This is a genomic window from Pseudomonas sp. RIT-PI-o, assembly GCF_001297215.1.
GTDB lineage: Bacteria > Pseudomonadota > Gammaproteobacteria > Pseudomonadales > Pseudomonadaceae > Aquipseudomonas > Aquipseudomonas moraviensis_A.
Map to the genome: position 1 here is coordinate 209,302 of NZ_LHPA01000044.1, position 22,916 is coordinate 232,217.

The window sequence follows — 22,916 nt, forward strand, 5'->3', positions numbered from 1 at the left end:
CGGTTGGGTTTTGTTCAAGGTTATCAGGGTGTCAGGTGGAAAAGCCCCTCACCCTAGCCCTCTCCCGGAGGGAGAGGGAACTGACCGAGCTGTTTGTTGAAGATTCACCGACCTGCGATTCGGCGTTGAACGCACGTTTTGATCCAACAGCGATCGGCTCCCTTTCTCCCTCGCCCCCTTGGGGGCGAGGGCTGGGGTGAGGGGGCAAAAATCTCCAGCCGAACGCTATTCCAGCAACCCTGAGATCAAAGCTTGGCCTTCACCGCCGCCAACGCATCCTTGCCATCCATGGTCTTCACGCCATCCAGCCACTTGTCCAGCACCGCGGGGTTCGCCTTGATCCACGCTTTTGCCGCTTCGGCATTGCTGACTTTCTTGTTCACCACCTCGGCCATGATGCTGTTCTCCATGTCCTGGGTGAATGCCAGATTGGTCAGCAACTTGCCCACATTCGGGCAGGCCTCGGCGTAGCCCTTGCGGGTCAGGGTAAAGACGTTGCCGGTGTCGCCGAAGTATTTTTCGCCGCCCTTCAGGTAGTGCATTTTCAGCTGCACGTTCATCGGGTGCGGGGTCCAGCCGAGGAAGGTGACGAATTTCTGTTTCTTCACCGCCCGCGACACTTCGGCGAGCATCGCCTGCTCGCTGGATTCGATCAGCTTCCACTGACCCATGTTGAAGTCGTTCTTCTTGATGATTTCCTGCAACGAAATGTTCGCCGGCGCCCCCGAACCGATGCCGTAGATTTTCTTGTCGAACTTGTCGGCGAATTTGTTCAGGTCGGCAAAATCATGCACGCCTGCCTCCCAGACATAGTCAGGAACGGCGAGGGTGAATTCGGTGCCTTCCAGATTTTTCGCCAGCTGCGTCACGTCGCCGGTGGCGACGAACTTGTCGTAGAAGCCCTGCTGCGCGGGCATCCAGTTGCCGAGAAACACGTCAACCTGACCATCCTTCAATCCGCCAAAGGTGATCGGCACCGCAAGGGTGTCGACCTTGGCCTTGTAGCCCATGCCGTCCAGCAGAAAACCGGTGATGGCATTGGTCGCGGCGATGTCGCTCCAGCCCGGATCGGCCATTTTCACGGTTTCGCAGCCCTGTTCGGCGAAGGCCGAAGCGCTGCTCAACGCAATCAGGCCGACGGTCACAGCTGTGGATAACTTGCGCATGGACTTCCCCTTAACATTATTGGTTTTGGCAGGGTTGTGGATAACGGGCCTTGCGCTCCAGGTCATCGAGATCGATGTGGTTGCGCATGTACTGCTGACTGGCATCGACCAGCGGCTGGTGATCCCAGCTCTTCAGCTTGCCGATGGTTAAAGCGTCGGCGACGAAACGGCGTCGGCGCTGGCTGGCCAGGACATCCCGATGGATCGCTGGAATGTCCCATTTGGCCCGCGCTTCAGCGAGGAACTCTTCGAACAGCTGACGATGTTGCGCCGATTGGCTCAGTTCCTCTTCTTCGCGCGGGTCGTTATGCACATCGAAGAGTAGGCATGGGTCGCTTTCGCTGTAGATAAATTTATAGGCGCCCCGGCGAATCATCATCAACGGGCTGACGGTGCCTTCGGCCATGTACTCGCCGAACACCTCGTCGTGCCCGCCCTGCCCTTGCAGATGCGGCAGCAACGAACGGCCGTCCAGGGGCAAGCCCGGTTCGAGCGTGCCACCGGCCAGGTCAACGAAAGTCGGCAGCAGGTCGGCGGTGGAAACGGCGGCGCTGACCCGGCCGGCCTCGAACTGGCCCGGTGCGCTGATCAGCAGCGGGACCCGCGCAGCCATCTCGAACCAGTGCATTTTGTACCAGAGGCCCTTCTCGCCGAGCATGTCGCCATGGTCACCGGAGAAGACGATGATGGTGTCATCGATCAACCCGGTTTCCTCGAGGGTTTGCAGCAGTTTGCCAACATTGGCATCGATATAGCTGCAAGCACCGAAGTAGGCGCGACGGGCATCGCGGATCTTATCCACAGGCAGCGGCTTGTCCCACAGGTCGTAAACTTTGAGCAGCCGTTGCGAGTGCGGATCGAGTTCGTCCTGGTTCAAGGCTGTAGGCAACGGGATATCGGCGTCGTCATACAAATCCCAGAATGCCTTGGGAATCGTGTAGGGGTCGTGCGGGTGGGTCATCGACACGGTGAGGCAGAACGGCTGGTCGCCATCCTCGCGGATGTGATCGAACAGGTACTGCTGGGCCTTGAACACCACCTCTTCGTCGAAATCCAGCTGATTGGTGCGCACGCACGGCCCGGCCTGAAGTACCGACGACATGTTGTGATACCAGCTCGGCCGTACATCCGGCTCGTCCCAGTTCACCGCCCAACCGTAATCGGCCGGATAGATATCGCTGGTCAGGCGTTCTTCATAACCGTGCAACTGATCCGGCCCACAGAAGTGCATCTTCCCCGACAACGCGGTGCGGTAGCCGAGACGGCGCAGGTAGTGCGCGTAAGTCGGGATATCGGCAGGGAAATCAGCAGCGTTGTCGTAGGCGCCGATCTTGCTCGGCAACTGACCACTGACCAGGGTGAAACGCGACGGCGCGCACAGCGGGCTGTTGCAATAGGCAGCGTCAAAGACCACGCCTTGGGCGGCGAGGCGGGACAGATTCGGCAGTTTGATGGGCGATGGGCCGTAAAACGGCAACATTGGCGCGGCCATTTGATCGGCCATGATGAAAAGAATGTTCTTGCGCTTCATGTGATCGCGGCATTCCATGTTGAATATTTATGCGAGAGTGCTGCAATCGAGCATGGAGTCCATGCCTGTTCCGGTAAAGCCCGCGCCGGACAATGACTAGGATAAGCACAGCTTATGTATGACGCCCTCGGTGACCTGTCCCTCGATCTACTGCGCGCCTTTGAGGCGGCGGCACGTCATCGCAGCTTTACCGCCGCTGCGGTAGAGCTCGGTACCACGCAACCGGCGATCAGCCAGCAGATGAAGCGCCTGGAAGAACAGCTCGGCACGCGTCTGTTCGACCGGATTTATCGGGGCATCGAATTGACAGAAGTCGGCGCCCTGCTCTTCGAGCAAGTTGCCCTCGGTTTGCAGAATATCGACGCAGGCTTGAACGCAATCAGCGCGCAGCAGCAACATGAAGTGCTTCAGGTAGCCACGGATTTCGCTTTCGCCGCCTATTGGTTGATGCCGCGCCTGCACCGCTTCCACGAGGCCAATCCGCACATTGATGTCAGCTTGGTCACCAGCGAGCGCAACCACAATATGCTGCGCACCGATATCGACGTGGCGATCCTGTTTGGCGACGGTCGATTCAAGCAGGGCGAGAGCCATTGGCTGTTCAGTGAAGAAGTCTTCCCGGTGTGTAGTCCGCTGTTGCTCAAGGACCGCTCACTGCCGCTGCCCGCGCAGGCTTTGCTGGAATTTCCACTGCTGCATTTGCGCGGCGAAAACAGCAGCAACTGGTTTGACTGGAGCGGGCTGTTCCGCCAACTGGGCCTGACCACGCCACCGGCGCCGGGGCAGTTGCGCTTCGACAATTACACGTTGTTGATCCAAGCGGCGATCGGCGGGCAAGGCGTGGCGATCGGCTGGCGTCACCTTGTGGATAACTTGCTGGTGCAGGGGCTGCTGTGCCGGCCGCTGGCGCAAACCACGTTGTCGCGGCTGGGGTATTACGTGGTGCTGCCGCAACGCAAACGCCGGCGTGCGCTGATTCAACAGTTCGTTGACTGGTTGATGGCCGAGCAGGCCAGCAGTGCGGAATCTCTCAACGGTCTGACTCTGCCTTCAATTGCGGTTTGAAGAGAAAAGATCGCAGCCTTCGGCAGCTCCTACAGGTGCGATCTTTAAATATTTGAAGCCGCCACAAAATTCACATGTTCACCGACATGCAGATTCAACCGCAGCTCATCGGCAATCCCCACCGCCACACGGTTCAAGCGTTCCAGCGGTTCGGCCAGACCCGGTTCGAGATTGCCGCCAACCTGACTGAAGTGCTCAATGCTCAACCCGGCAACGCCATGCGGCGCGTTGACCAAGGTCCAGCGCAGTGAGCTGCTTTGCACCGCTTCGAGGATTTCTTCGGCGGCGTGCCGTTGCAGGCGATCATCACTGTCAGGCTCGTCGAGCACGCCAAAGTTGCCCACCAGGAACAAGCGCGGCACGCTGGCCAGTTGCAAACCTTCCACCAGTGCGTCGACTGCCAGCACCTGCTCGACCGGCCCCAGTGTCACCGAGCGCTCGACATGGTCGCTGCTGAACGGCAGCCCCGGCGCGTCCAGCAGGCAAATCACCGCCGAACTGCCGGCGACGCTCTGATTGACCCGCTCGGCATCGAACAGATCGCCGGTCTTGGTGCGCAACCCCGGACGCGGCGCGAGTGCGGTGAGATCGTCGAGAATGGCGATGACTTCGTGTTGGCGGCGCAGCAATTCAGCCATCAACGCACCGCCCAGGCTGGCCATGGCACCATAGAGCACCACTTTCACCACTGGGGTTTCGGCATTTTTCATGGCTGTTTTCCTTATAGTTGTCCTATATGGCCTGTGACGGTGGAAACAGCCAAGGGTTCGAACCGATTGAGAGGCGACACGATGCAAGGGATCAAGGGCTATCACGCCCATGTCTATTTCGACGCGAAAACCATCGACCAGGCGCGGGCCTTGTGCGAACAGGCCGCGCAGTTGTTTGCGCTGAAAATGGGCCGCGTGCACGAACGCCCGGTAGGGCCGCACCCCGACTGGAGCTGCCAACTGGCCTTCGGCCCCGAGCTGATCGGCGAGGTGCTGCCGTGGCTGGCGCTCAACCGTAAGGGCCTGGTGGTGTTCCTGCACCCGGACACGGGCGATGACTTGCTCGACCACACCGAACATGCGATCTGGATGGGCGCGGTGCGGCCTCTGAATCTGTCGGTGTTTTAATCGAGGGTTTCTTCGGCTTCGCCGGGCAGATGTTCATCCAGATGCAGCCAGGATAAGCGGCTGTCGGTCCAGATATGCCGCTCGGCCGGCGCCGTTTGCGGGTGGTCCAGCGTGGCGATGGTCACGTCTATGCTGTCGGGGCTGAGCGAGGTCACCAACGCCAGTTGTGCGCCGCAGTTTGCGCAGAAGAACCGCGCGCAACTGGCCGACGAGTCATAGCGTGCCGGCGTCCCGGCCAGCCATTGAAAGTTCGCCGCCGGCACGGTGATCCAGGTGGTGACGATGCCGCCGCTGACCTTGCGGCAGATCGAACAGTGACAATGAGCGATATCGCGCAACGGACCGCTGAACTGATAGCGGATGTGTCCGCAGTGACAGCCGCCGTTGTATGCATGGTTGATTTCCACCGCCCTTCTCCCGTTTTTATTGACGCTCGCGGCATCCGACCGCCGGTTGACCGTTCATTCTTCGTGTTCATTAGCGAAAGGTAGCTGAAAGCTTCCCCGATTAGGATCGCCTCACTCCCGGCAACAGACCGGTTGGCCCAAGACCTGTGTCAGTTCCACAGGCCCGGCCCAATTAACAACAACAATGGTGATTCTGATGTCCTCTGCAACCCGCCGTCTCTCCCGCTTCCTGCTTATTACTCCGCCCGTACGCCTCGCGCCTCCCGTTCTGCGCTGATCCCGCCCGATCCGCTCATTCCATTAGCCGCGCTACGCCTGGAGTATTCCCATGCTGACTTTCCTTGGCTTCGCCATGGTCATCACGTTCATGTTCCTGATCATGACCAAGCGCCTGTCTGCGCTGATCGCCCTGATCATCATCCCGATTCTGTTCGCCCTGTTCGGTGGTTTCGCGCCGAAGATCGGTCCGATGATGCTCGAGGGCATCACCAAACTGGCGCCGACCGGCGTGATGTTGATGTTCGCTATTCTGTATTTCGCCCTGATGATCGACTCCGGCCTGTTCGACCCGGCCGTGCGCAAGATCCTCAAACTGGTCAAGGGCGATCCGCTGAAAGTTTCGGTCGGCACCGCCGTTCTGGCGCTCGTCGTTTCCCTCGATGGTGACGGCGCGACCACTTATATGATCTGCGTGGCCGCGATGCTGCCGCTGTACAGCCGCATCGGCATGAGCCCGCGGATCATGGCCGGTCTGATCATCCTCGCTGGTGGCGTGATGAACATGACCCCGTGGGGCGGCCCGACCGCCCGCGCCGCGAGTGCGCTGCATGTCGATCCGTCGGACATTTTCGTACCGATGATCCCGGCCATGGCCGCGGGTGTCGTGGCGATCCTGCTGATTGCCTACTTCTACGGTAAACGCGAACGTGCCCGCCTCGGCGAGCTGCATCTGGTCGGCGACGAGATCGATCACAGCGAAATCAGCGTCTCGCAATTCCCCGACGCACGCCGTCCTAAGCTGATCTGGTTCAATGCCGCGCTGACCTTCGGCCTGATGTGCACGCTGATCGGCGGCCTGTTGCCGCTGCCGGTGCTGTTCATGGTGGCGTTCAGTATCGCGATGATCGTCAACTACCCCTGCCTGCAAATGCAGAAAGATCGCGTCGCCGCGCATTCCGGCAGCGTGCTGGCAGTGGTCGGGCTGATCTTTGCGGCCGGTATCTTCACCGGTATCCTGTCGGGCACCGGCATGGTCGATGCGATGTCGAAAAGCCTGTTGGCGGTGATTCCGGAGTTCCTCGGCCCGTACCTGGCGGTGATCACGGCGCTGGTGAGCATGCCGTTCACCTTCTTCATGTCCAACGACGCGTTCTACTATGGCGTGTTGCCGGTGCTGGCCGAAGCGGCCAGCCACTATGGGATCACTGCGGTGGAAATGGCCCGTGCCTCGATCGTCGGCCAGCCCGTCCACTTGCTGAGCCCGCTGGTGCCGTCGACCTATCTGTTGGTGGCGCTGGCCGGCATCGATTTTGGTGATCACCAGCGTTTCACCCTGAAATGGGCGATCCTGGTGTGTATCTGCATTCTGATTGCTGCACTGCTGTTGGGGACTTTCCCGGTGTTAAGCACTCTATAAGCCCAAGACTCACCGTTGCGGGTCCTGGCTTCGCGGTTTGAAGCCCGGACCTTTTGCGGTTCAACAATTGCTCAAAGGAATACACATGGATTGGCTGACCAACCCCGAAATCTGGGTTGCCTTCTTTACCCTGACCGCCCTGGAAATCGTCCTCGGCATCGATAACATCATCATGATTTCGATCCTGGTCAGCCGCATGCCCAAGCACATGCAGCAGCGCACCCGGATCTTCGGGCTTGGCCTGGCCATGGTCACGCGGATCCTGTTGCTGCTGTCGATCACCTGGGTCATGCGCCTCACCGCCGACCTCTTCGAAGTGTTCGGCCAGGGTATTTCCGGTCGTGACCTGATCCTGTTCTTCGGTGGCCTGTTCCTGCTGTGGAAAAGCTCGCAGGAGATGTACCACGCGCTGGAAGGCGAAGACGAAAGCGACGACGCGCCTTCGGGCAAGGGCGGCAACTTCCTCTACACCATCATCCAGATCGCGATCATCGATATCGTCTTCTCGCTGGACTCGGTGATCACCGCAGTCGGCATGGTTTCCCATGTGCCGGTGATGGTCGCGGCGATCATCGTGGCGGTGCTGGTGATGATGCTGGCGTCGGGCAAGATCAGCGAATTCATCGACAAGCACCCGTCGCTGAAAATGCTCGCCCTGTCGTTCCTGCTGGTGGTCGGCACCGTGCTGATCGCCGAATCGTTCGACGTGCACGTGCCAAAGGGCTACGTCTACTTCGCCATGGCGTTCTCCCTGGCGGTGGAAGCGATCAACATCAAACTGCGCGGCGCGATGGCCAAGAAGAAACAACAGCAGGATCCAGTGAAACTGCGCAAGGATGTGCCGGGCCAATAACCCGGTAGTCTTCAGGCAACACCCCTTGTAGGAGTGAGCCTGCTCGCGATAGCGGTCTGTCAGTCAACGATGATGTTGAAGCTGAGGGCCCTATCGCGAGCAGGCTCACTCCTACATTTGTTTCTGCGTTCAGGCAGGAGGAACGAGGTTGTCGAGGACGCGGTTGACGGCCAGCTCACCCAACATGATGACTTGCTGGATCCCCAGCAGTGAATTGCGTTGCGGTCCATCAATAAACCCGGCCAGATCGCTGGCCATGATGCTCGCCGACGCCAAAGATTCGCAGGCGTGCACCAGCAGCGTTTCGTTATCCACAGCCGGATCGACGAGGAAAATGGTGCTGGGCTTGCGCGCGGCGCCGGGGTCTTGCTTGAGACCGGGACATAGGTAGAAATCGAGGGCGCGGTCGGCGGCTTGTTTGAGTCTTTGCGCTTCGAGGTCGGGGTCGTGGCGGGAGAAATCGGGATCGGGGGGGTCGGGCGTTATCTTTGTCATTGGCTCTATTCTCTTTACAGAGTGAGGCTGCAAACCGCTCGCGACTAAACGAATGGGAGGCAGCTGTACGCAGGTTAGTCGACCGATGAGCCACGAAATCGGCGCGCCCGAAGGCGCCCTGCGCACAGCCACCATCAAGTGCAGGAAGAGATACCTGACTGACAGAGATTTGTACGTCGTGGAACAAACGGGCGACTAAACCCGACCACTGATGAGCAGTGGTCAGCAAACGATAGAGACCAGCCCCAAAGCGCACAAGCCGGCGGATTCTGGCGTAGCCGTAGGCAACGGCGCAAGGATTTGTAGCCTGTCGCCGCGTAACACGGCGTGTGCATAAACACCCAGCGCAATCCGTGTTTATCCCCATTCAAAACATCACCGCAAAACCTGTAGGAGTGAGCCTGCTCGCGATAGCATTTTCTCATTCAACAGTAATGGTGGCTGTCAGACCGCAATCGCGAGCAGGCTCACTCCTACAGGTTGACGCCCAAAGCAATGATCGTTAGCGTCCCCCGCTCGCCTCAAACGACAAACAAGGAACGTTCATGTCTGGAAAACCCGCCGCGCGCGTCACGGACCCGACCACTTGCCCGATTCCCGGCCACGGCACCAACCCGATTGCCAGCGGTTCGGGCGACGTTTTCATCAACGGCCTCGCCGCCGCTCGCCTGGGCGACAAATGCACCTGCGGCCAAGCGCTCAGCGGTGCCTTTTCGTCCACCGTGTTCATCAATGGCAAGAACGCCATGACCCTCGACAGCACCGCCAGCCATGGCGGTGTCGTGATTGGTGGTTCAGGTAATGTGATCATCGGCAGCTCGCACACCCCTGCTCCGTTCGTTCCACCGTTGCCGATCATCGGCCAGCCCTTGGTCGAATTCAAAGCAGTCAGCGCCGGCAATGGCGAACCCATCGCCGAACAGGGTTATGAAATCGAAACCGCCGAAGGCCGTATCGTCACAGGCCTGACCAATGCGCAGGGCATGACCCAGAGCGTCGCCACCCTGCAGCCCGATCTCGCCGTCGTTCGCTGGACCGCCTGAGCTCCAAGGAAGAAACAATGACCGGACAATGCATCGCTCCAGACGACCTGGACATGAAAAAGCTCTGGGACAGCACCTGTGAGCTGCCCACTTGCAAACGGGAAACCAGCACCGCCGGCCCCAACCCGAAAACCCGCGTCGAAGTCCCGCTGCTGACCTGCAACTGCCTGTGGCGCCGCTTCCAGAAAGAAGCCGAAGACTGGGTCGCCCCCGGCGGCGTCCTCATCGCCGACCCCCAGGCCCGCAACCGCAAGATCAACGCTGCTTACGCGCAATTGTGGCTGGCGGATAACCGCTTTCAGTGGGCAGGGTTGGCGGCGTTTGCTTCGAAGCAGGTGGGGTGTGGGCTGATCCACGCCACCAAACTGCAAACCGCCATCGCTGCACAGAAGGCGGCACAGGAAAAGCTGCGAACCGCACCATCGGAAACTCTGTTCGAAGGCTTTGGGTTCAAGTTCAGCAAGACCAATCCCGAGGCAGAGCAGGAGCTGGCCAAGGCTCGGGCAGCCAATCCGATGCCGACGGAGGACATCACCTTCGGCGACAACCCACGCTCAGTGGTTCAGCAGCAACTGGACTATGTGTACGAGATGTTGGCGCTGGGTAATACGTCGCTGTTTCTCGACGTTTATCCGTTGCACCGGTTTTTCATGGTGCGGGGGTACAAGGAAATGGAAAAGTGTTTGAGAAGCCGGCGTGGCATTGTGAAGGATGTAATGTGGCCGATTGCTGAGAAGGTAGAGTTTGGCCGTGATAATCCTGAGATTTACGCGACCTTCAAAGCCATTGATCAAGGGAACATTTCAGGTAGCGTTGAACAAATGGCGCTCCATGAACAAGTCAACATCCTTCAGCCGGCGATGTACGACGAAACCCACTTTGCCCTGTTGATGCGAGGCACACATGGCGGTGACGTGATTTCTGTTGTGACCGGATTGTTGCCAGGTGCTGCCGAGGAGATCCAGCTTACTCTCGCTAGCCAATGTAAAGCGCCCGACAGTCGAAAAGTCGCGTTTGGCAGCAATCCGCTGGCTAACCTTGCCGATAAGGATCAGCGAATGGAGTTCGTACTGCGCGCTGCCACTCAATTTAACGAACTGCTTAAACAGCCGTCCTCTCGCGCAAAACTTGAGCAATCTATCCGAGAAATTGCAGCTGGCGGGGGGGTTAAGTGATGCATAGACGCAGTTTCTACGTTGCTGCCGCCGCCGTGTTGGGAGCTATCGCGCTAACCTTCTATTTCGGAAGAGGTCCGCAACAAATTTCTTTCCACATTGGAAAAACATATGACGATGTCGTGCGCGACTCATCATTTCCTGTGACGGATAAAACTGCCATCTATCCCGGTGATCCACCTCACCCAAGTTCGACTTGGATCAGTAGCCCAGTGGTCATCACATTCGATGACGAACAACACGGGTTCACGTTGCCCGTTACAAAATTCGGTGCGATTGGCTGGTCTGATTTCAAAGCGATCACCCTTTCTACCTCACCAATGCTGGAAACGTTACCTTTCGAGCAGGCAGTGAATCTGCTGGGAGTGCTACAGCAGACGTTCAAAAAGGCAGGCTGGTCGCCAGAAGCTGTTGAAGGGAATGATTGGCTCAAGACTGAAACTCAAGAAGACAAGGTGCGCCTTCAAGCCAAGCTTTTTGACCAGTTGGACGGTGTCATTCTGTTGATTCCGCATAAGTACAGCCTGTTCCTCCACATCAAATGCTACGCACGTTGCGACGAACGAAATCCTGATACGGCCAAATATTTGATTGATGTGGGTTTTGGTGAAGATCACTTCAGTGATTGACCGTTTTCAATCGTCTCAGAGGAAGTCGACGGCTTTGGCAGGTAAGCATTGGCTGTCGATGGGCGCCGCTCCGATTTTGCTGGGTGGTGAACTTGTTCATGACACTTTTGTTTCAATCCACGCTTTAGCTGTGCAATGCTGGCGCCGAGACCGTTAGCCAACTACAGCTTAAGTATCAAAAACGTAGAAACCGCGCGGTGCCGTCCACTTGCCCCTCTGGGGCGCTGCTACTACAGGGGGTCTGCATGCTCACCCTGCTCAATCTGCTATCCGCCGTCGCTCTGTTGATCTGGGGCACGCACATCGTCCGAACCGGCATCCTGCGGGTTTACGGCACCAATCTGCGACATGTGATCGGCCAGAACATGTCGAGGAAATGGCTGGCGTTCATCGCCGGTATTCTCGTCACCGCGATGGTGCAGAGCAGCAACGCCACGGCGATGCTGGTCACCTCGTTTGTCGGCCAGGGCCTGATGGCGCTGACCCCGGCGCTGGCGACCATGCTTGGCGCCGACGTCGGTACCGCGTTGATGGCGCGGGTGCTGACGTTTGACTTGTCGTGGCTGTCGCCGCTGCTGATTTTCCTCGGGGTGATTTTCTTTCTGTCGCGCAAACAGACGCGGCTCGGACAGATGGGTCGAGTGTCGATCGGGCTGGGGCTGATCATTCTCGCCCTGCAATTGATCGTCGAGGCCGCTGCGCCTATCACCCATGCGCAGGGGGTGAAGGTGATTTTTGCCTCGCTGACTGGCGACATCCTCCTTGATGCGCTGGTCGGCGCGTTGTTCGCGATGATTTCCTACTCCAGCCTCGCCGCCGTGCTGCTCACCGCCACCTTGGCCGGCGCTGCGGTGATCAGCCTGCCGGTGGCGATCGGTCTGGTGATCGGCGCGAACATCGGCAGCGGCATCCTCGCCTTCATGAGCACCAGCATGCAGAACGCTGCCGGCCGCCAGGTGGCGCTGGGCAGTCTGTTGTACAAACTGATCGGCCTGCTGCTGATCATCCCGGTGCTCGACCCGCTGGTGCACTGGATCGACAGCCTCGATTTCAGCCCGCAGGAAATGGTCATCGGCTTCCACCTGCTCTACAACACCGCGCGCTGCCTGATCCTGCTGCCGAGCGTCGGGCCGATGGCGCGGCTTTGTGCGTGGCTGCTGCCGGAGCGCCCGGAAGTCAACGGCACCGCCAAACCGCGTCATCTCGACCCGACCGCGCTGGTCACGCCGAGTCTGGCGCTGGCCAATGCCGCGCGGGAAACCCTGCGCATGGGCGATCTGCTCGACAACATGCTCGACGCTTCCCTCGATGTGCTGCGCGGCAAGCAGACCGCCGTCACTCAGGAAATGCGTCGACTGACCGACGACGTCGAGGCGCTGTACAGCGCGATCAAACTGTATCTGGCGCAGATGCCTCGCGAGGATCTCGGCGAGCAGGACAGTCGGCGCTGGGCCGAAATCATCGAGCTGGCGATCAACCTGAAGCTCGCCGCCGACCTGATCGAGCGCATGCTGCGCAAGATCCAGCAGCAGAAGACCTCGCAACGCCGTTCGTTTTCCGAAGAGGGCCTGGAAGACCTCGCCGGGCTGCAACAGCAACTGATCGCCAACCTGCGGCTCGGCCTGTCGGTGTTTCTCAGTGGCGACCGCGAAAGCGCGCGGCAGTTGTTGCGGGAGAAACGCCGGTTTCGTGCGCAGGAACGGCGTCTGGCCCATGCGCATGTCAGCCGTTTGCAACGCAAGATCGTCCAGAGTCTGGAGACCAGTTCGCTGCATCTGGAGTTGATCGCCGACATGAAGCGGCTCAATTCGCTGTTCTGCAGCAGCGCCTATGTAGTGCTGGAAACGGCGGACACTGGCGCGCTGGCGGTGGATGACATGGCGGACATTACGCATTCGCCTTGAACGTCTGGGGCTGGGGTCAGTCAGTTACAGTGGTTCAGCCTTGAGACCGCTATCGCGAGCAGGCTCACTCCTACAGGGATTGCATTCCAAATGTAGAGTCGGGTCAGCCCGCGCTGGTGGCTGACCACGACACGGATCTCCAAATCAGCCGTATGGAAGCCTGTTATGCGTTGCCTGTTGTTCGCCTGTCTGTTGCTCGGTTCCCTGCCCGCCTTCGCCCTGGATCGGTTTCAGGTCGAAGGCTATGCGCTGCCCAACGGTTTGCAACTGATGCTCAAACCCGGCACCGAACGTGGCCATGTGGCGATCCGGCTGGTGGTCGGCGTCGGTCTCGATGACTTCGACTGCGACGAAAAGGAGCTGCCGCATTTGCTCGAACACCTGCTGTTCAGCGGCATCGATGCCACCGGTGAAGGCGGTCTGGAAGAGCGCATGCAGGCGTTGGGTGGTGACTGGAACGCGTTCACCAGCAATGCCGACACCACGTTCGTCATCGAAGCCCCGGCGAAGAACCAGCGCAAGGTGCTCGACCTGCTGCTCGCGCTGCTGACCCAGACACGCATTGACGACAACGCAATCAACGCGGCGAAACGGGTGGTCGAGCGTGAGGACGGCGGGCACTACACCAAACTGCAGCGTTTCCTCGACCGTCAGGACCTCGGCCACACTGCGAGCAATCAGCTGGCTGTCGAGCTGGGACTGAAATGCCCGCAGCGCGCCGAAGTCGGCCATCTGACCCAAGAGCAATTGGAGAAAGTGCGCAAGGCCTGGTACGCACCGAACAACATGACCCTGATCGTCGTCGGCGAACTCGACAAGCTGCTGCCGGCCTATCTCGAGCGTACCTGGGGCGAGCTGGAGCCGGTCGAGCCCACCGAACACCGGGCGTTGCCGGACATCCGCGCCAGCGCCGCCCATGAACGCACCCTCACCCGGGGCTTCATCGGCGACAGCGCCAAGCTGCACTGGCTGGTGCCGGAACCGGTGCTCAACGATCAGTACGACCAGACGTTCGACATCCTCAAGGATTACCTCGACTGGGCGCTGTATCGGCAGATTCGCCTCAACCACGGTTTGTCGTACGGGCCATGGGCCGAGCGCGAAGTGTTCGGCGGGGTCGGCTTCATGAGCCTCAACGCTGACCTCGATCGCGATGACGTCGACGAAGCCATTCAAGTGCTGGAAGACCTCAAGGCCGACTTGCTGAAAAACGGCCTCGATGCAGACACCTTCGCCCGCATCAAACAAGCCGCCATCGCCCATCAGGCCTGGGCCGTGCAGGGCAACAGCGCACTGGCGGACTATTACTGGAGCGCCCTGAGCGATTATCAGGACGGCCGCTTTGCCAACCCGGCGCGTGAGCTGCAAGGGGTTACGCTGGACGCGGCGAACAAGGCCATGCGCGAACTGTTGTTACAGCCGGGGTACATCAGGATCGAGAAGCCCTTGATCAGTGATGATCAGGTGTTGTGGCTGGTCGCGGGGGGTGTCGGGCTGTTGCTGCTGATCGTGATCGGCTGGCGCCTGCATCGCCACCGAAAACCAGCGGGAAACACCTGATCACAGTGGCGAGGGGGCTGGTCCCGCGGGGGGGGGACGCAGCCCCGATGCCGGCGACGCCACATTCCAGAGACCCGGGTCCGCAAATCCTGCGCCTGCTGCGCGGCCGGGCGGGGGCAACCCCCCTCGCCACAGGTTCTCGTGGGGGTTGCTAACCGTGAACCTCGCCACAACGCCCGGCGGACGCTACTCTGTCGGGGTATTTCCTTAGCCTGCAGTGAAGCGCCCACATGTCGAAACTAACCCTCCTGGTCCAGCGCATTCTCGAGCTGATCAAGCGCTACCCCGGGGTTATTGCGGCGGGGGGGTTCATTTCCGGGGTCGGCAGTTTCATCCTGGTTGATCGCCGACAGGGGCTGGCGAGCTGGATCACGGTGATCATGCTGCTCAGCTGGATCTGGCTGATGCTGGAAAACACCCTGACCGGGCTATTCACGCGGATCTTCAAGCGCGAGATTCCCCAGCCGCTGCTGCGCTACGCGACGCAGATGATCCATCAGGAAAGTCTGTTTTTCGTTCTGCCGTTCTTCTTCATCACCACCACCTGGAACAGCGGCCAGTTGATTTTCACGGGGCTGCTCGGCATTGCCGCACTGATCTCCATCGTCGATCCGCTGTACTACAAATGGCTGGCGCCACGGCGCTGGGCGTTTCTCGCGCTGCATACCCTGACCCTGTTCGCCGCCCTGCTCACCGCGTTGCCGGTGATCATGCACCTGACCACCGCGCAGAGTTTCAAATGGGCGCTGGGGATTGCCGTGCTGCTGTCGTTCCCGAGCCTGGCGTCGATCTTCCCGATCCGCACCGTGCGCAACGCCCTGGCGATTCTGTTCATCACCTTTGGCATCGGCGGCGTCGGTTGGGCGCTGCGTTCGTGGGTGCCGCCGGCGACGCTGTGGATGACCGACGTGGCGATCAGCACGCAACTGCAGGACCGCACCCCCGGCGCCAGCCTCGATACCGTCAGCGCCGAGCAGATCCGCAGCGGCGGGCTCTACGCCTACACCGCGATCAACGCGCCGCGCGGTCTCGACGAGCGCATTTATCACGTCTGGACTTTTAACGGCAAAGAGGTCGACCGCATTGCCCTCGATATCCATGGCGGGCGCAAGGAGGGTTACCGGGCGTGGACGCACAAGCAGAACTTCCCCGGCAACCCGGCGGGCAAGTGGCAGGTGCGGGTGCTGACCGAGGACGGGCAGTTGATCGGTGTGCTGCGCTTCGCGATCACTGACAGCACACCGGCCAAAGAAAAGTAATCCGGTTCGTGCTATTACGTAGGATCTCGTAACGGCCGTACAAGCACGGAGCTTATGACCAGCAGCCCAACCCCCGGCAGTGCCCACCTGGACACCGCGCTCAGCCCTGCCCGCCTGCGGGTCAGCGGTGACTGGACGCTTGCCCACTACACGGCGCTCAAGCACCTGAGCGAAAAGCTCCACGGCCAGTACGACGCCAATACCCCGATCGACCTCAACGGCCTCGGTGCCCTCGACACCGCTGGCGCCTCTTTGTTGGTCGAACTGCTCGGGTCGGAACGCCTGGGCAAGACCGCTGAACACCCCGATTGCACCCTTTCCACGGCCGACCGCGCGTTGCTGCAAACCGTGTATTGCTCGCTGAACGATTTCTGCGTGCCGATCAAGGAGCCGGAAGTCAGCGTCAGCGTGCAATTGCTGACGCGCATTGGCCGCGCAGTAGATAAGGTCTGGAACGACACGCTGCAGCTGCTCGGCTTCGTCGGGTTGATTCTCGAAGTCATCGCCCGTGGCCTGTTCCGGCCCAAGCGCTGGCGCATCACGCCGATGATCGCGCACATCGAGCAGACCGGCCTCGACGCGGCGCCGATCGTGGCTTTGCTGACGTTCCTGGTTGGCGCGGTGGTGGCGTTTCTCGGTGCCACAGTACTGGCCAGTTTCGGCGCAACGATTTTTACCGTGGATCTGGTCGGCTTCTCGTTCCTGCGCGAATTCGGCGTGCTGCTTACGGCGATCCTGATGGCAGGGCGCACCGCCAGTGCGTTCACCGCGCAGATCGGCTCGATGAAGGCCAACGAAGAGATCGACGCAATCCGCACCCTCGGCCTCGACCCGATCGAATTGCTGGTGGTGCCGCGGGTGCTGGCGCTGCTGGTGGCGCTGCCGATGCTGACGTTTCTGGCGATGCTCTCGGGGATCGTCGGCGGCGGCGTGGTCTGCGCAGTGTCGCTGGACATCTCGCCGGCGATGTTCCTTTCGCTACTGCAATCGGACATTGGCATTCAGCATTTTCTGGTCGGGCTGGTGAAGGCGCCGATCTTCGCCTTCCTGATCGCCGCGATTGGTTGCCTGGAAGGCTTCAAGGTCAGCGGCAGCGCTGAATCGGTCGGCGCGCACACCACCTCCAGCGTGGTCCAGTCGATTTTCGTGGTGATCGTGCTCGATGCGGTGGCTGCGCTGTTTTTCATGGAGATGGGCTGGTGAGTCGTCTACCCCGCGCGCCTTCCGAGGCGGTGATCGAAGTCCGTGGCCTGTGCAATCGCTTTGGCCCGCAGAGCGTGCACGAGAACCTTGATCTGGACGTGTACAAAGGCGAAATCCTCGCCGTGGTTGGCGGCTCCGGCACCGGTAAATCGGTGCTGCTGCGCAGCATCGTCGGGCTGAATCGGCCCAGCGAAGGCATGGTCAAAGTCTTCGGCCAGAACCTGCCGAATCTGCCCGAGCATGAACGCTCGCTGATCGAACGGCGCTTCGGTGTGTTGTTCCAGAAAGGCGCGCTGTTCTCGTCGCTGACCGTGACCGAGAACGTCGCCCTGCCCCTTATCGAACACGCCGGCCTCAGCCGTCAGGACGCCGAGCATCTGGCGGCGGTGAAACTGGCGCTGGCCGGGCTGCCGCTGTCGGCGGCGGACAAGTACCCGGCGTCGCTGTCCGGCGGCATGATCAAGCGCGCGGCGCTGGCGCGGGCCCTGGCGCTGGACCCGGACATCCTGTTTCTCGACGAACCCACCGCCGGCCTCGATCCGATTGGCGCGGCGCAATTCGATCAACTGATCCTGACCCTGCGCGATGCGCTGGGTCTGAGCGTGTTTCTGGTCACCCACGACCTCGACACGCTGTACACCATCACTGATCGAGTGGCGGTGCTGGCGCAAAAGAAAGTGCTGGTGGCCGGCCCGATCGACGTCGTCTCGGAAACCGACGACGCCTGGATTCACGAATACTTCCACGGCCCGCGCGGCCGCTCGGCGCTGGACGCCGCCAAACTGCTCAACGAGGTCTGATATGGAAACCCGAGCCCATCATGTGTTGATCGGCCTGTTCACGGTGATCGTCGTGGCCGGCGCCCTGCTCTTCGGCCTGTTTCTGGCCAAATCCAGCGTCGACACCGAGTTCAAGGATTACGAAGTGGTGTTCAACGAGGCGGTCAGCGGTCTGTCCAAGGGCAGCTCGGTGCAGTACAGCGGGATCAAGGTCGGTGATGTGGTCAGCCTGCGCCTCGACCCGCAGGACCCGCGTCGGGTCCTGGCGCGGATTCGTCTGGCGGGTGACACGCCGGTCAAGGAAGACACCCAGGCGAAACTGGCACTGACCGGGATCACCGGCACCTCGATCATCCAGCTCAGTGGCGGCACCCCGCAGAGTCCGAAACTGCGCGGGCATGACGGTCAGTTGCCGACCCTGATCGCCTCGCCCTCGCCGATTTCGCGTCTGCTCAACGACAGCAGCGACTTGATGACCGGCATCAGCGCTCTGCTACAGAACGCCAACCATATGTTCTCCGCGGAAAACGTCGAGCGCGTGAGCAAGACCCTCGCTCATCTGGAGCAAACCACCGGCACCATCAACGACCAGCGCGGTGACATCAAACAAGCGATGCAGCAACTGGCGACGGTGGGCAAACAGGCCGGCAGCATGCTCGAGCAGACCTCGCTGCTGATGCGCAACGCCAATGGCTTGCTCAACGATCAGGGCAAGCAGGCCTTGGGCAGCGCCGAACAGGCGATGAAATCGCTGGAGCAAAGCAGTGTGACCATCAATGGTTTGCTCAGCAAAAACCAGAATTCGCTGGATAACGGCATGCAGGGTCTCAACGGCCTGGCCCCGGCGATTCGCGAACTGCGCGAGACGCTGACCTCGCTGCGTGCCATTTCCCAACGCCTCGAGGCCAATCCCAGCGGGTATCTGCTGGGCAGCGACAAGAACAAGGAATTCACCCCATGAAGTTGACTCGAATCGCCCTCCTCGGCGCCGGCCTGATCCTGATTGGCGCGTGCTCGATTTTGCCCGAGTCGGAACCCTCGGATGTCTATCGCCTGCCCGCCGCACCGGCGTCCGCCTCGGCCAGCCCGACGACGGCTCAGTCGTGGTCGCTGCGCTTGAATAAATTGCAGGCCAGCGAAGCGCTGAACCGGCCGAGCATTGCTGTGATCCCACAGGGCGATGTGATCAGCAGCTACAAGGGCTCGCGCTGGAGCGATCCGGCGCCGGTGCTGCTGCGCAATCGCTTGCTGGATGGCTTTGCGCGGGATGGTCGGGTGACGCTGCTGAGCACCGACGACAGCAACTTCCAGGCGGATCTGGAGCTGGGCGGCAGTTTGCAGGCTTTCCAGACCGAATATCAGGGCACCCAGGCCGGCGTCGTGGTGCGGGTCGATGCGTTGCTGGTGCGCGGCTACGACCAGCGCATTCTCGCCAGCCGCCGTTTTGAAGAGCGCCAGACGTTGAATGATGTGCAGGTGCCGGCGGTGGTTGCCGGGTTTGGCCAGGCCAGTGATCGCCTTACGGCCAGGGTTGTGGCCTGGGCAGTCGAACAAGGCCAGAAATTAGCCCCACAACCCCGCTGACACACCACAATCCCTGTGGGAGCGAGCCTGCTCGCGATAGCGGTATATCAGTCACCCATGAAGGCACCAACAAACCGCTATCGCGAGCAGGCTCACTCCTACAGTGGATCTGTGATCAGCCGAAGAACCAGTAGCAGACGCCGATGGCGCCAACCACACCAGCAAATTCCGCCAGCAACGCGCAGCCCACCGCATGCCGCGCTCGCTGAATCCCCACCGCGCCGAAGTACACCGCCAGCACATAGAACGTGGTCTCGGTACTGCCCTGAATCGTTGCGGCGACGAGTGCCGGGAAACTGTCGACGCCTGAGGTCTTCATGGTTTCAATGAGCATTGCCCGCGCGGCGCTGCCGGAAAACGGTTTGACCATCGCCGTCGGCAATGCGTCGACGAAGCGCGTGTCCCAACCGGCCCACTCGACCAGATGGCGAATGCCGTCCAGGCCAAAATCCAGCGCTCCAGAGGCGCGCAACACGCCAACCGCACATAGCATCGCGACCAGATACGGCAGAAGATTTTTCGCCACATCGAAGCCTTCTTTCGCGCCTTCGACAAACGCTTCGTAAACCTTGACCTTGCGCATTGCACCGATCAGCAGAAACAGCATGATCAAGCCGAACAGCGTAAGATTGCCGAGGATCGACGACAATCCCGCCAGCGCAGTGGCGGAAAGCGTGCCGAGCAGCGCCATGAAGCCGCCGAGGATCAGCGCGCCGGGTACCAGATAGGCCAGCACCACCGGGTCCCAGATCCGTAGCCGTTGCATGAAGGCCACGGAGAGAAAACCGACGATGGTCGAGCAACTGGTCGCCAGCAGAATCGGCAGGAACACCAGGGTTGGGTCCGGCGCGCCTTGTTGAGCGCGGTACATGAAGATGGTCACGGGCAGCAGGGTGAGCGACGAGGCATTGAGCACCAGGAACAGGATCTGCGCATTGCTGGCGATGGTGGCGCTGGGATTGAGCTCCTGCAGCGCTTTCATGGCTTTGAGGCCGATCGGCGTGGCGGCATTGTCCAGGCCGAGGCCATTGGCAGCGAAGTTCAGCGTGATCAAGCCAAGGGCAGGGTGACCGGCGGGGACTTCCGGCATCAGCCGCAGGAATAGCGGGCCGAGCACCTTGGCCAGCCATTCGACGATCCCGGCTTTCTCGGCAATGCGCAGAAAGCCCAGCCATAGGGTCAGGGTGCCGAACAGCAGCACCATGACTTCGACCGAGAGCTTGGCCATGGCGAAAATGCTCTCCACCATCGCCGCGAAGATCCCGGCATTGCCGCCGATCAGCCACTGCGCCAGCGCCGACACGGCTGCCACGATGAAGAAGCCAAGCCACAGGCCATTAAGCATCAGTCAAATCCCCCGAAGAATGCGGCGAATGATAGCGGGGTCGCCAGAAACGACAAACCCCGGATTGCTCCGGGGTTTGTATGGCTGACTCGGTCCACTGTAGGAGTGAGCTTGCTCGCGATGAGGGCGGCACATTCAACATCTCTGTTGTTTGATACACCGCCATCGCGAGCAGGCTCACTCCTACAGGGTTTTTGTGTCAGTTCTTCGAGATTTCTCCAGCCGGCAGTTTTTCCTTGCTGCGCCAGTGCGGCAGGGAGTTCCAGTAGCGCTCGCCCTTGGCGTCGTCGTACATGCCTTCCCAGCGCGCGATAACCAGCACCGCCAGGGCATTACCGATCACGTTCAGTGCGGTACGCGCCATGTCCATGATGCGGTCGACACCGGCGATGAACGCCAGGCCTTCCAGCGGAATGCCGACGCTGCCCAGCGTCGCCAGCAGCACCACGAAGGACACGCCCGGTACGCCGGCGATGCCTTTGGAGGTGACCATCAGGGTCAGCACCAGCAGCAGTTGCTGGCTGATCGACAGGTCGATGCCGTACAGCTGGGCAATGAAGATCGCCGCGATCGACTGGTACAGGGTCGAGCCGTCGAGGTTGAACGAGTAACCGGTCGGCACCACGAAGCTGCAGATGGCTTTCGGCGCGCCGTAGGCTTCCATTTTCTCGATCACCCGTGGCAGCACGGTTTCCGAGGAAGCGGTGGAGTAGGCCAGCACCAGCTCATCCTTGAAGATGCGCATCAGCTTGAGCACCGAGAAGCCGAACAGCTTGGCGATCAGGCCCAGCACGACGAAGGCGAAGAAGGCGATGGCGACGTAAACCAGGATCACCAGTTTCGCCAGCGGCAGCAGCGAGGCGAAGCCGAAGTTGGCGACAGTCACCGCGATCAGGGCGAACACGCCGATAGGGGCGTAGTTCATGATCATGTGGGTGACTTTGAACATGCTTTCCGAGACGCCCTGGAACATCTTCACCAGCGGCTCGCGCAGGTCCGACTGCAGGCTCGACAGGCCGAGACCGAACAGGACGGAGAAGAAGATGATCGGCAGCATTTCGCCGCGGGCCATGGCTGCGAAGATGTTCGACGGGATCAGGTTGAGGATGGTCTCGATGAACGCATGCTCATGCTGCACTTCGGCGGCGGTCGCCTGGTACTTGGAGATATCCACAGTGCCCAGGGTGCTCATGTCGATGCCGGTGCCCGGGTGGAACACGTTGGCCAGCACCAGACCGACCACGATGGCGATGGTGGTGACGATTTCGAAATAGATGATGGTCTTCAGGCCGATACGCCCGAGCTTCTTGGCGTCGCCCACGCCGGCGATGCCGACGATCAGAGAAGAAATGACGATCGGGATGACGATCATCTTGATCAGACGGATAAAGATATCGCCTGCCGGTTGCAGGACGTTGCTGATCCACCAGGCCTTCTCGGCGCTGAAGTGGTTGAGCAACGCACCCAGTGCAATCCCCAGAACCAGACCTATCAGGATCTGCCAGGCGAGGCTGATTTTTGCCTTCTTCATTATCTTTACCCTTACTTGCGTTTGACTCAGGCACATGCAGGAACTGGAACGCTCATCAGCGGAAAAGTCTGTGCATCTGCCTCCGTATAAGGTGCCCCGAAGTGCGTATTTACGGCTCTTCGGCAAGCGAAAAAAGGCGCAACTATTCCGATGCAAGGTGGCGCCGTCTAATGCCGTAAACGCCTACCCTATGCCGAATCGGCATGAGCTTTTTCAATTGAAACTGGCGTCCCAAGCGGTTCGATTGTGACATTTCAGCCGGCATAAGTGCCGTGAACCGGCCATTACAGCGTAGGCGGGTGAAATTTCGCACAGCGAGAATCGGCGGAAATTTCTGGAAAAAGTCTGAATTGAAAGCCTATAAGTCACACGAATCGAGCGCGATCTTTGTCGATATACGGTCGTCAGGAAACACCGCGAAATGTTTTCTCACGCAGTGTCGACGATGCGAAGAAGGGGATTAGCGTGTTGGATCAATGATTTGGCTGATTCAAAGCCCAGCGCAGATTCGTCAGACCATCGGGTCGACGAACCTGCGGCGCAGCTTTTACCCTGACCCGGCCCTTGCGCAGGTACTCCCTGTACCCGTAGGTCACTCCGACCCTGTAGCAGTCAGAACGTCCCGGCCCCCTG

General features: G+C 60.2%; 21 protein-coding genes. 14 read left to right on the forward strand and 7 right to left on the reverse strand.

Annotated elements, in window-relative coordinates; genetic code table 11:
* Window positions 1-245: 245 nt before the first annotated feature.
* Together choX and betC are read right to left on the reverse strand one after the other, a co-directional pair.
* The gene (gene choX, locus AEQ63_RS24845) at window positions 246-1,166 is read right to left on the reverse strand and encodes a choline ABC transporter substrate-binding protein (protein WP_064365220.1); all 921 of its coding nucleotides are present in this window, start codon (window positions 1,164-1,166) and stop codon (window positions 246-248) included.
* 16 nt (window positions 1,167-1,182) lie between these two features.
* Complete coding sequence (gene betC, locus AEQ63_RS24850) at window positions 1,183-2,697, reverse strand: choline-sulfatase (RefSeq protein WP_064365221.1); 1,515 nt, start codon at window positions 2,695-2,697, stop codon at window positions 1,183-1,185.
* A gap of 114 nt (window positions 2,698-2,811) precedes the next feature.
* Here betC and AEQ63_RS24855 point away from each other — a divergent pair, with 114 nt between their 5' ends.
* Window positions 2,812-3,762 (forward strand): choline sulfate utilization transcriptional regulator, encoded by a 951-nt coding sequence (locus tag AEQ63_RS24855; RefSeq protein ID WP_064365222.1) that lies wholly within the window; start codon window positions 2,812-2,814, stop codon window positions 3,760-3,762.
* A gap of 44 nt (window positions 3,763-3,806) precedes the next feature.
* Here the strand turns inward: AEQ63_RS24855 and AEQ63_RS24860 are convergent, their stop codons facing one another.
* Window positions 3,807-4,472, reverse strand: coding sequence for an NAD(P)-dependent oxidoreductase (locus AEQ63_RS24860; protein WP_064365223.1), 666 nt, complete (start codon window positions 4,470-4,472; stop codon window positions 3,807-3,809).
* Window positions 4,473-4,553: 81 nt separating this feature from the next.
* On the opposite strand from AEQ63_RS24860, the gene AEQ63_RS24865 reads away from it, so the two are divergent.
* On the forward strand, window positions 4,554-4,880 hold the full coding sequence (locus AEQ63_RS24865) for a DOPA 4,5-dioxygenase family protein (protein WP_042608267.1): 327 nt from the start codon (window positions 4,554-4,556) through the stop codon (window positions 4,878-4,880).
* On the opposite strand, the gene AEQ63_RS24870 is transcribed toward AEQ63_RS24865, so the two are convergent.
* Complete coding sequence (locus AEQ63_RS24870) at window positions 4,877-5,281, reverse strand: GFA family protein (protein ID WP_064365272.1); 405 nt, start codon at window positions 5,279-5,281, stop codon at window positions 4,877-4,879. The genes AEQ63_RS24865 and AEQ63_RS24870 overlap by 4 nt on opposite strands.
* Before the next feature lie 334 nt (window positions 5,282-5,615).
* Here AEQ63_RS24870 and AEQ63_RS24875 point away from each other — a divergent pair, with 334 nt between their 5' ends.
* Together AEQ63_RS24875 and AEQ63_RS24880 are read left to right on the forward strand one after the other, a co-directional pair.
* A complete protein-coding gene (locus AEQ63_RS24875; RefSeq protein WP_064365224.1) occupies window positions 5,616-6,923 on the forward strand; it encodes a CitMHS family transporter in 1,308 nt (435 codons plus the stop codon).
* 85 nt (window positions 6,924-7,008) lie between these two features.
* Entirely contained in the window at window positions 7,009-7,776 is a 768-nt protein-coding gene (locus tag AEQ63_RS24880) for a TerC family protein (RefSeq protein ID WP_042608270.1), read from the forward strand.
* A 129-nt stretch (window positions 7,777-7,905) separates the two neighbouring features.
* Here the strand turns inward: AEQ63_RS24880 and AEQ63_RS24885 are convergent, their stop codons facing one another.
* Window positions 7,906-8,271 (reverse strand): DUF6124 family protein, encoded by a 366-nt coding sequence (locus AEQ63_RS24885; protein ID WP_064365225.1) that lies wholly within the window; start codon window positions 8,269-8,271, stop codon window positions 7,906-7,908.
* Between the two features lie 545 nt (window positions 8,272-8,816).
* Between AEQ63_RS24885 and AEQ63_RS24890 the strand changes: the two genes are divergently transcribed.
* From AEQ63_RS24890 to AEQ63_RS24935, 10 genes are all read left to right on the forward strand, one after another.
* Window positions 8,817-9,314, forward strand: a complete 498-nt coding sequence (locus AEQ63_RS24890; RefSeq protein ID WP_064365226.1) for a PAAR domain-containing protein — start codon at window positions 8,817-8,819, stop codon at window positions 9,312-9,314.
* Between the two features lie 17 nt (window positions 9,315-9,331).
* The gene (locus AEQ63_RS24895; protein ID WP_042608273.1) at window positions 9,332-10,489 is read left to right on the forward strand and encodes a DUF2515 family protein; all 1,158 of its coding nucleotides are present in this window, start codon (window positions 9,332-9,334) and stop codon (window positions 10,487-10,489) included.
* Entirely contained in the window at window positions 10,489-11,118 is a 630-nt protein-coding gene (locus tag AEQ63_RS24900; protein WP_042608274.1) for a hypothetical protein, read from the forward strand. The genes AEQ63_RS24895 and AEQ63_RS24900 overlap by 1 nt, the downstream gene beginning before the upstream one ends.
* Before the next feature lie 245 nt (window positions 11,119-11,363).
* A complete protein-coding gene (locus AEQ63_RS24905) occupies window positions 11,364-13,022 on the forward strand; it encodes a Na/Pi cotransporter family protein (protein ID WP_042608278.1) in 1,659 nt (552 codons plus the stop codon).
* Between the two features lie 165 nt (window positions 13,023-13,187).
* A complete protein-coding gene (locus AEQ63_RS24910) occupies window positions 13,188-14,582 on the forward strand; it encodes a M16 family metallopeptidase (RefSeq protein ID WP_064365227.1) in 1,395 nt (464 codons plus the stop codon).
* Between the two features lie 230 nt (window positions 14,583-14,812).
* Window positions 14,813-15,841, forward strand: a complete 1,029-nt coding sequence (locus tag AEQ63_RS24915) for a DUF5924 family protein (protein WP_064365228.1) — start codon at window positions 14,813-14,815, stop codon at window positions 15,839-15,841.
* Between the two features lie 54 nt (window positions 15,842-15,895).
* Entirely contained in the window at window positions 15,896-17,044 is a 1,149-nt protein-coding gene (locus AEQ63_RS24920) for an ABC transporter permease (RefSeq protein WP_064365229.1), read from the forward strand.
* Window positions 17,041-17,844: an ABC transporter ATP-binding protein gene (locus AEQ63_RS24925; protein ID WP_064365230.1), complete on the forward strand. Its 804-nt coding sequence runs from the start codon at window positions 17,041-17,043 to the stop codon at window positions 17,842-17,844. Before AEQ63_RS24920 ends, AEQ63_RS24925 begins: the two co-directional genes overlap by 4 nt.
* Before the next feature lies 1 nt (window position 17,845).
* Entirely contained in the window at window positions 17,846-18,784 is a 939-nt protein-coding gene (locus AEQ63_RS24930; RefSeq protein WP_042608283.1) for an MlaD family protein, read from the forward strand.
* Window positions 18,781-19,407, forward strand: a complete 627-nt coding sequence (locus AEQ63_RS24935) for an ABC-type transport auxiliary lipoprotein family protein (RefSeq protein ID WP_064365231.1) — start codon at window positions 18,781-18,783, stop codon at window positions 19,405-19,407. Before AEQ63_RS24930 ends, AEQ63_RS24935 begins: the two co-directional genes overlap by 4 nt.
* Window positions 19,408-19,522: 115 nt before the next feature.
* Here AEQ63_RS24935 and AEQ63_RS24940 read toward each other — a convergent pair whose 3' ends face one another.
* On the reverse strand, window positions 19,523-20,752 hold the full coding sequence (locus AEQ63_RS24940; RefSeq protein WP_042608285.1) for a nucleoside recognition domain-containing protein: 1,230 nt from the start codon (window positions 20,750-20,752) through the stop codon (window positions 19,523-19,525).
* Between the two features lie 199 nt (window positions 20,753-20,951).
* A complete protein-coding gene (gltP, locus tag AEQ63_RS24945; RefSeq protein WP_039757150.1) occupies window positions 20,952-22,283 on the reverse strand; it encodes a glutamate/aspartate:proton symporter GltP in 1,332 nt (443 codons plus the stop codon).
* Window positions 22,284-22,916: the final 633 nt, after the last annotated feature.

Bases quoted from the DNA above. Each gene is read 5' to 3' on its own strand.
- AEQ63_RS24890 (WP_064365226.1), top strand. From the start codon at position 8,817: ATGTCTGGAAAACCCGCCGCGCGCGTCACGGACCCGACCACTTGCCCG.
- AEQ63_RS24895 (WP_042608273.1), top strand. From the start codon at position 9,332: ATGACCGGACAATGCATCGCTCCAGACGACCTGGACATGAAAAAGCTC.
- AEQ63_RS24920 (WP_064365229.1), top strand. From the start codon at position 15,896: ATGACCAGCAGCCCAACCCCCGGCAGTGCCCACCTGGACACCGCGCTC.
- AEQ63_RS24915 (WP_064365228.1), top strand. From the start codon at position 14,813: ATGTCGAAACTAACCCTCCTGGTCCAGCGCATTCTCGAGCTGATCAAG.
- AEQ63_RS24865 (WP_042608267.1), top strand. From the start codon at position 4,554: ATGCAAGGGATCAAGGGCTATCACGCCCATGTCTATTTCGACGCGAAA.
- AEQ63_RS24860 (WP_064365223.1), bottom strand. From the start codon at position 4,472: ATGAAAAATGCCGAAACCCCAGTGGTGAAAGTGGTGCTCTATGGTGCC.
- AEQ63_RS24880 (WP_042608270.1), top strand. From the start codon at position 7,009: ATGGATTGGCTGACCAACCCCGAAATCTGGGTTGCCTTCTTTACCCTG.
- betC (WP_064365221.1), bottom strand. From the start codon at position 2,697: ATGAAGCGCAAGAACATTCTTTTCATCATGGCCGATCAAATGGCCGCG.
- AEQ63_RS24875 (WP_064365224.1), top strand. From the start codon at position 5,616: ATGCTGACTTTCCTTGGCTTCGCCATGGTCATCACGTTCATGTTCCTG.
- choX (WP_064365220.1), bottom strand. From the start codon at position 1,166: ATGCGCAAGTTATCCACAGCTGTGACCGTCGGCCTGATTGCGTTGAGC.
- AEQ63_RS24905 (WP_042608278.1), top strand. From the start codon at position 11,364: ATGCTCACCCTGCTCAATCTGCTATCCGCCGTCGCTCTGTTGATCTGG.
- AEQ63_RS24855 (WP_064365222.1), top strand. From the start codon at position 2,812: ATGTATGACGCCCTCGGTGACCTGTCCCTCGATCTACTGCGCGCCTTT.
- gltP (WP_039757150.1), bottom strand. From the start codon at position 22,283: ATGAAGAAGGCAAAAATCAGCCTCGCCTGGCAGATCCTGATAGGTCTG.
- AEQ63_RS24910 (WP_064365227.1), top strand. From the start codon at position 13,188: ATGCGTTGCCTGTTGTTCGCCTGTCTGTTGCTCGGTTCCCTGCCCGCC.
- AEQ63_RS24930 (WP_042608283.1), top strand. From the start codon at position 17,846: ATGGAAACCCGAGCCCATCATGTGTTGATCGGCCTGTTCACGGTGATC.
- AEQ63_RS24940 (WP_042608285.1), bottom strand. From the start codon at position 20,752: ATGCTTAATGGCCTGTGGCTTGGCTTCTTCATCGTGGCAGCCGTGTCG.
- AEQ63_RS24885 (WP_064365225.1), bottom strand. From the start codon at position 8,271: ATGACAAAGATAACGCCCGACCCCCCCGATCCCGATTTCTCCCGCCAC.
- AEQ63_RS24900 (WP_042608274.1), top strand. From the start codon at position 10,489: ATGCATAGACGCAGTTTCTACGTTGCTGCCGCCGCCGTGTTGGGAGCT.
- AEQ63_RS24935 (WP_064365231.1), top strand. From the start codon at position 18,781: ATGAAGTTGACTCGAATCGCCCTCCTCGGCGCCGGCCTGATCCTGATT.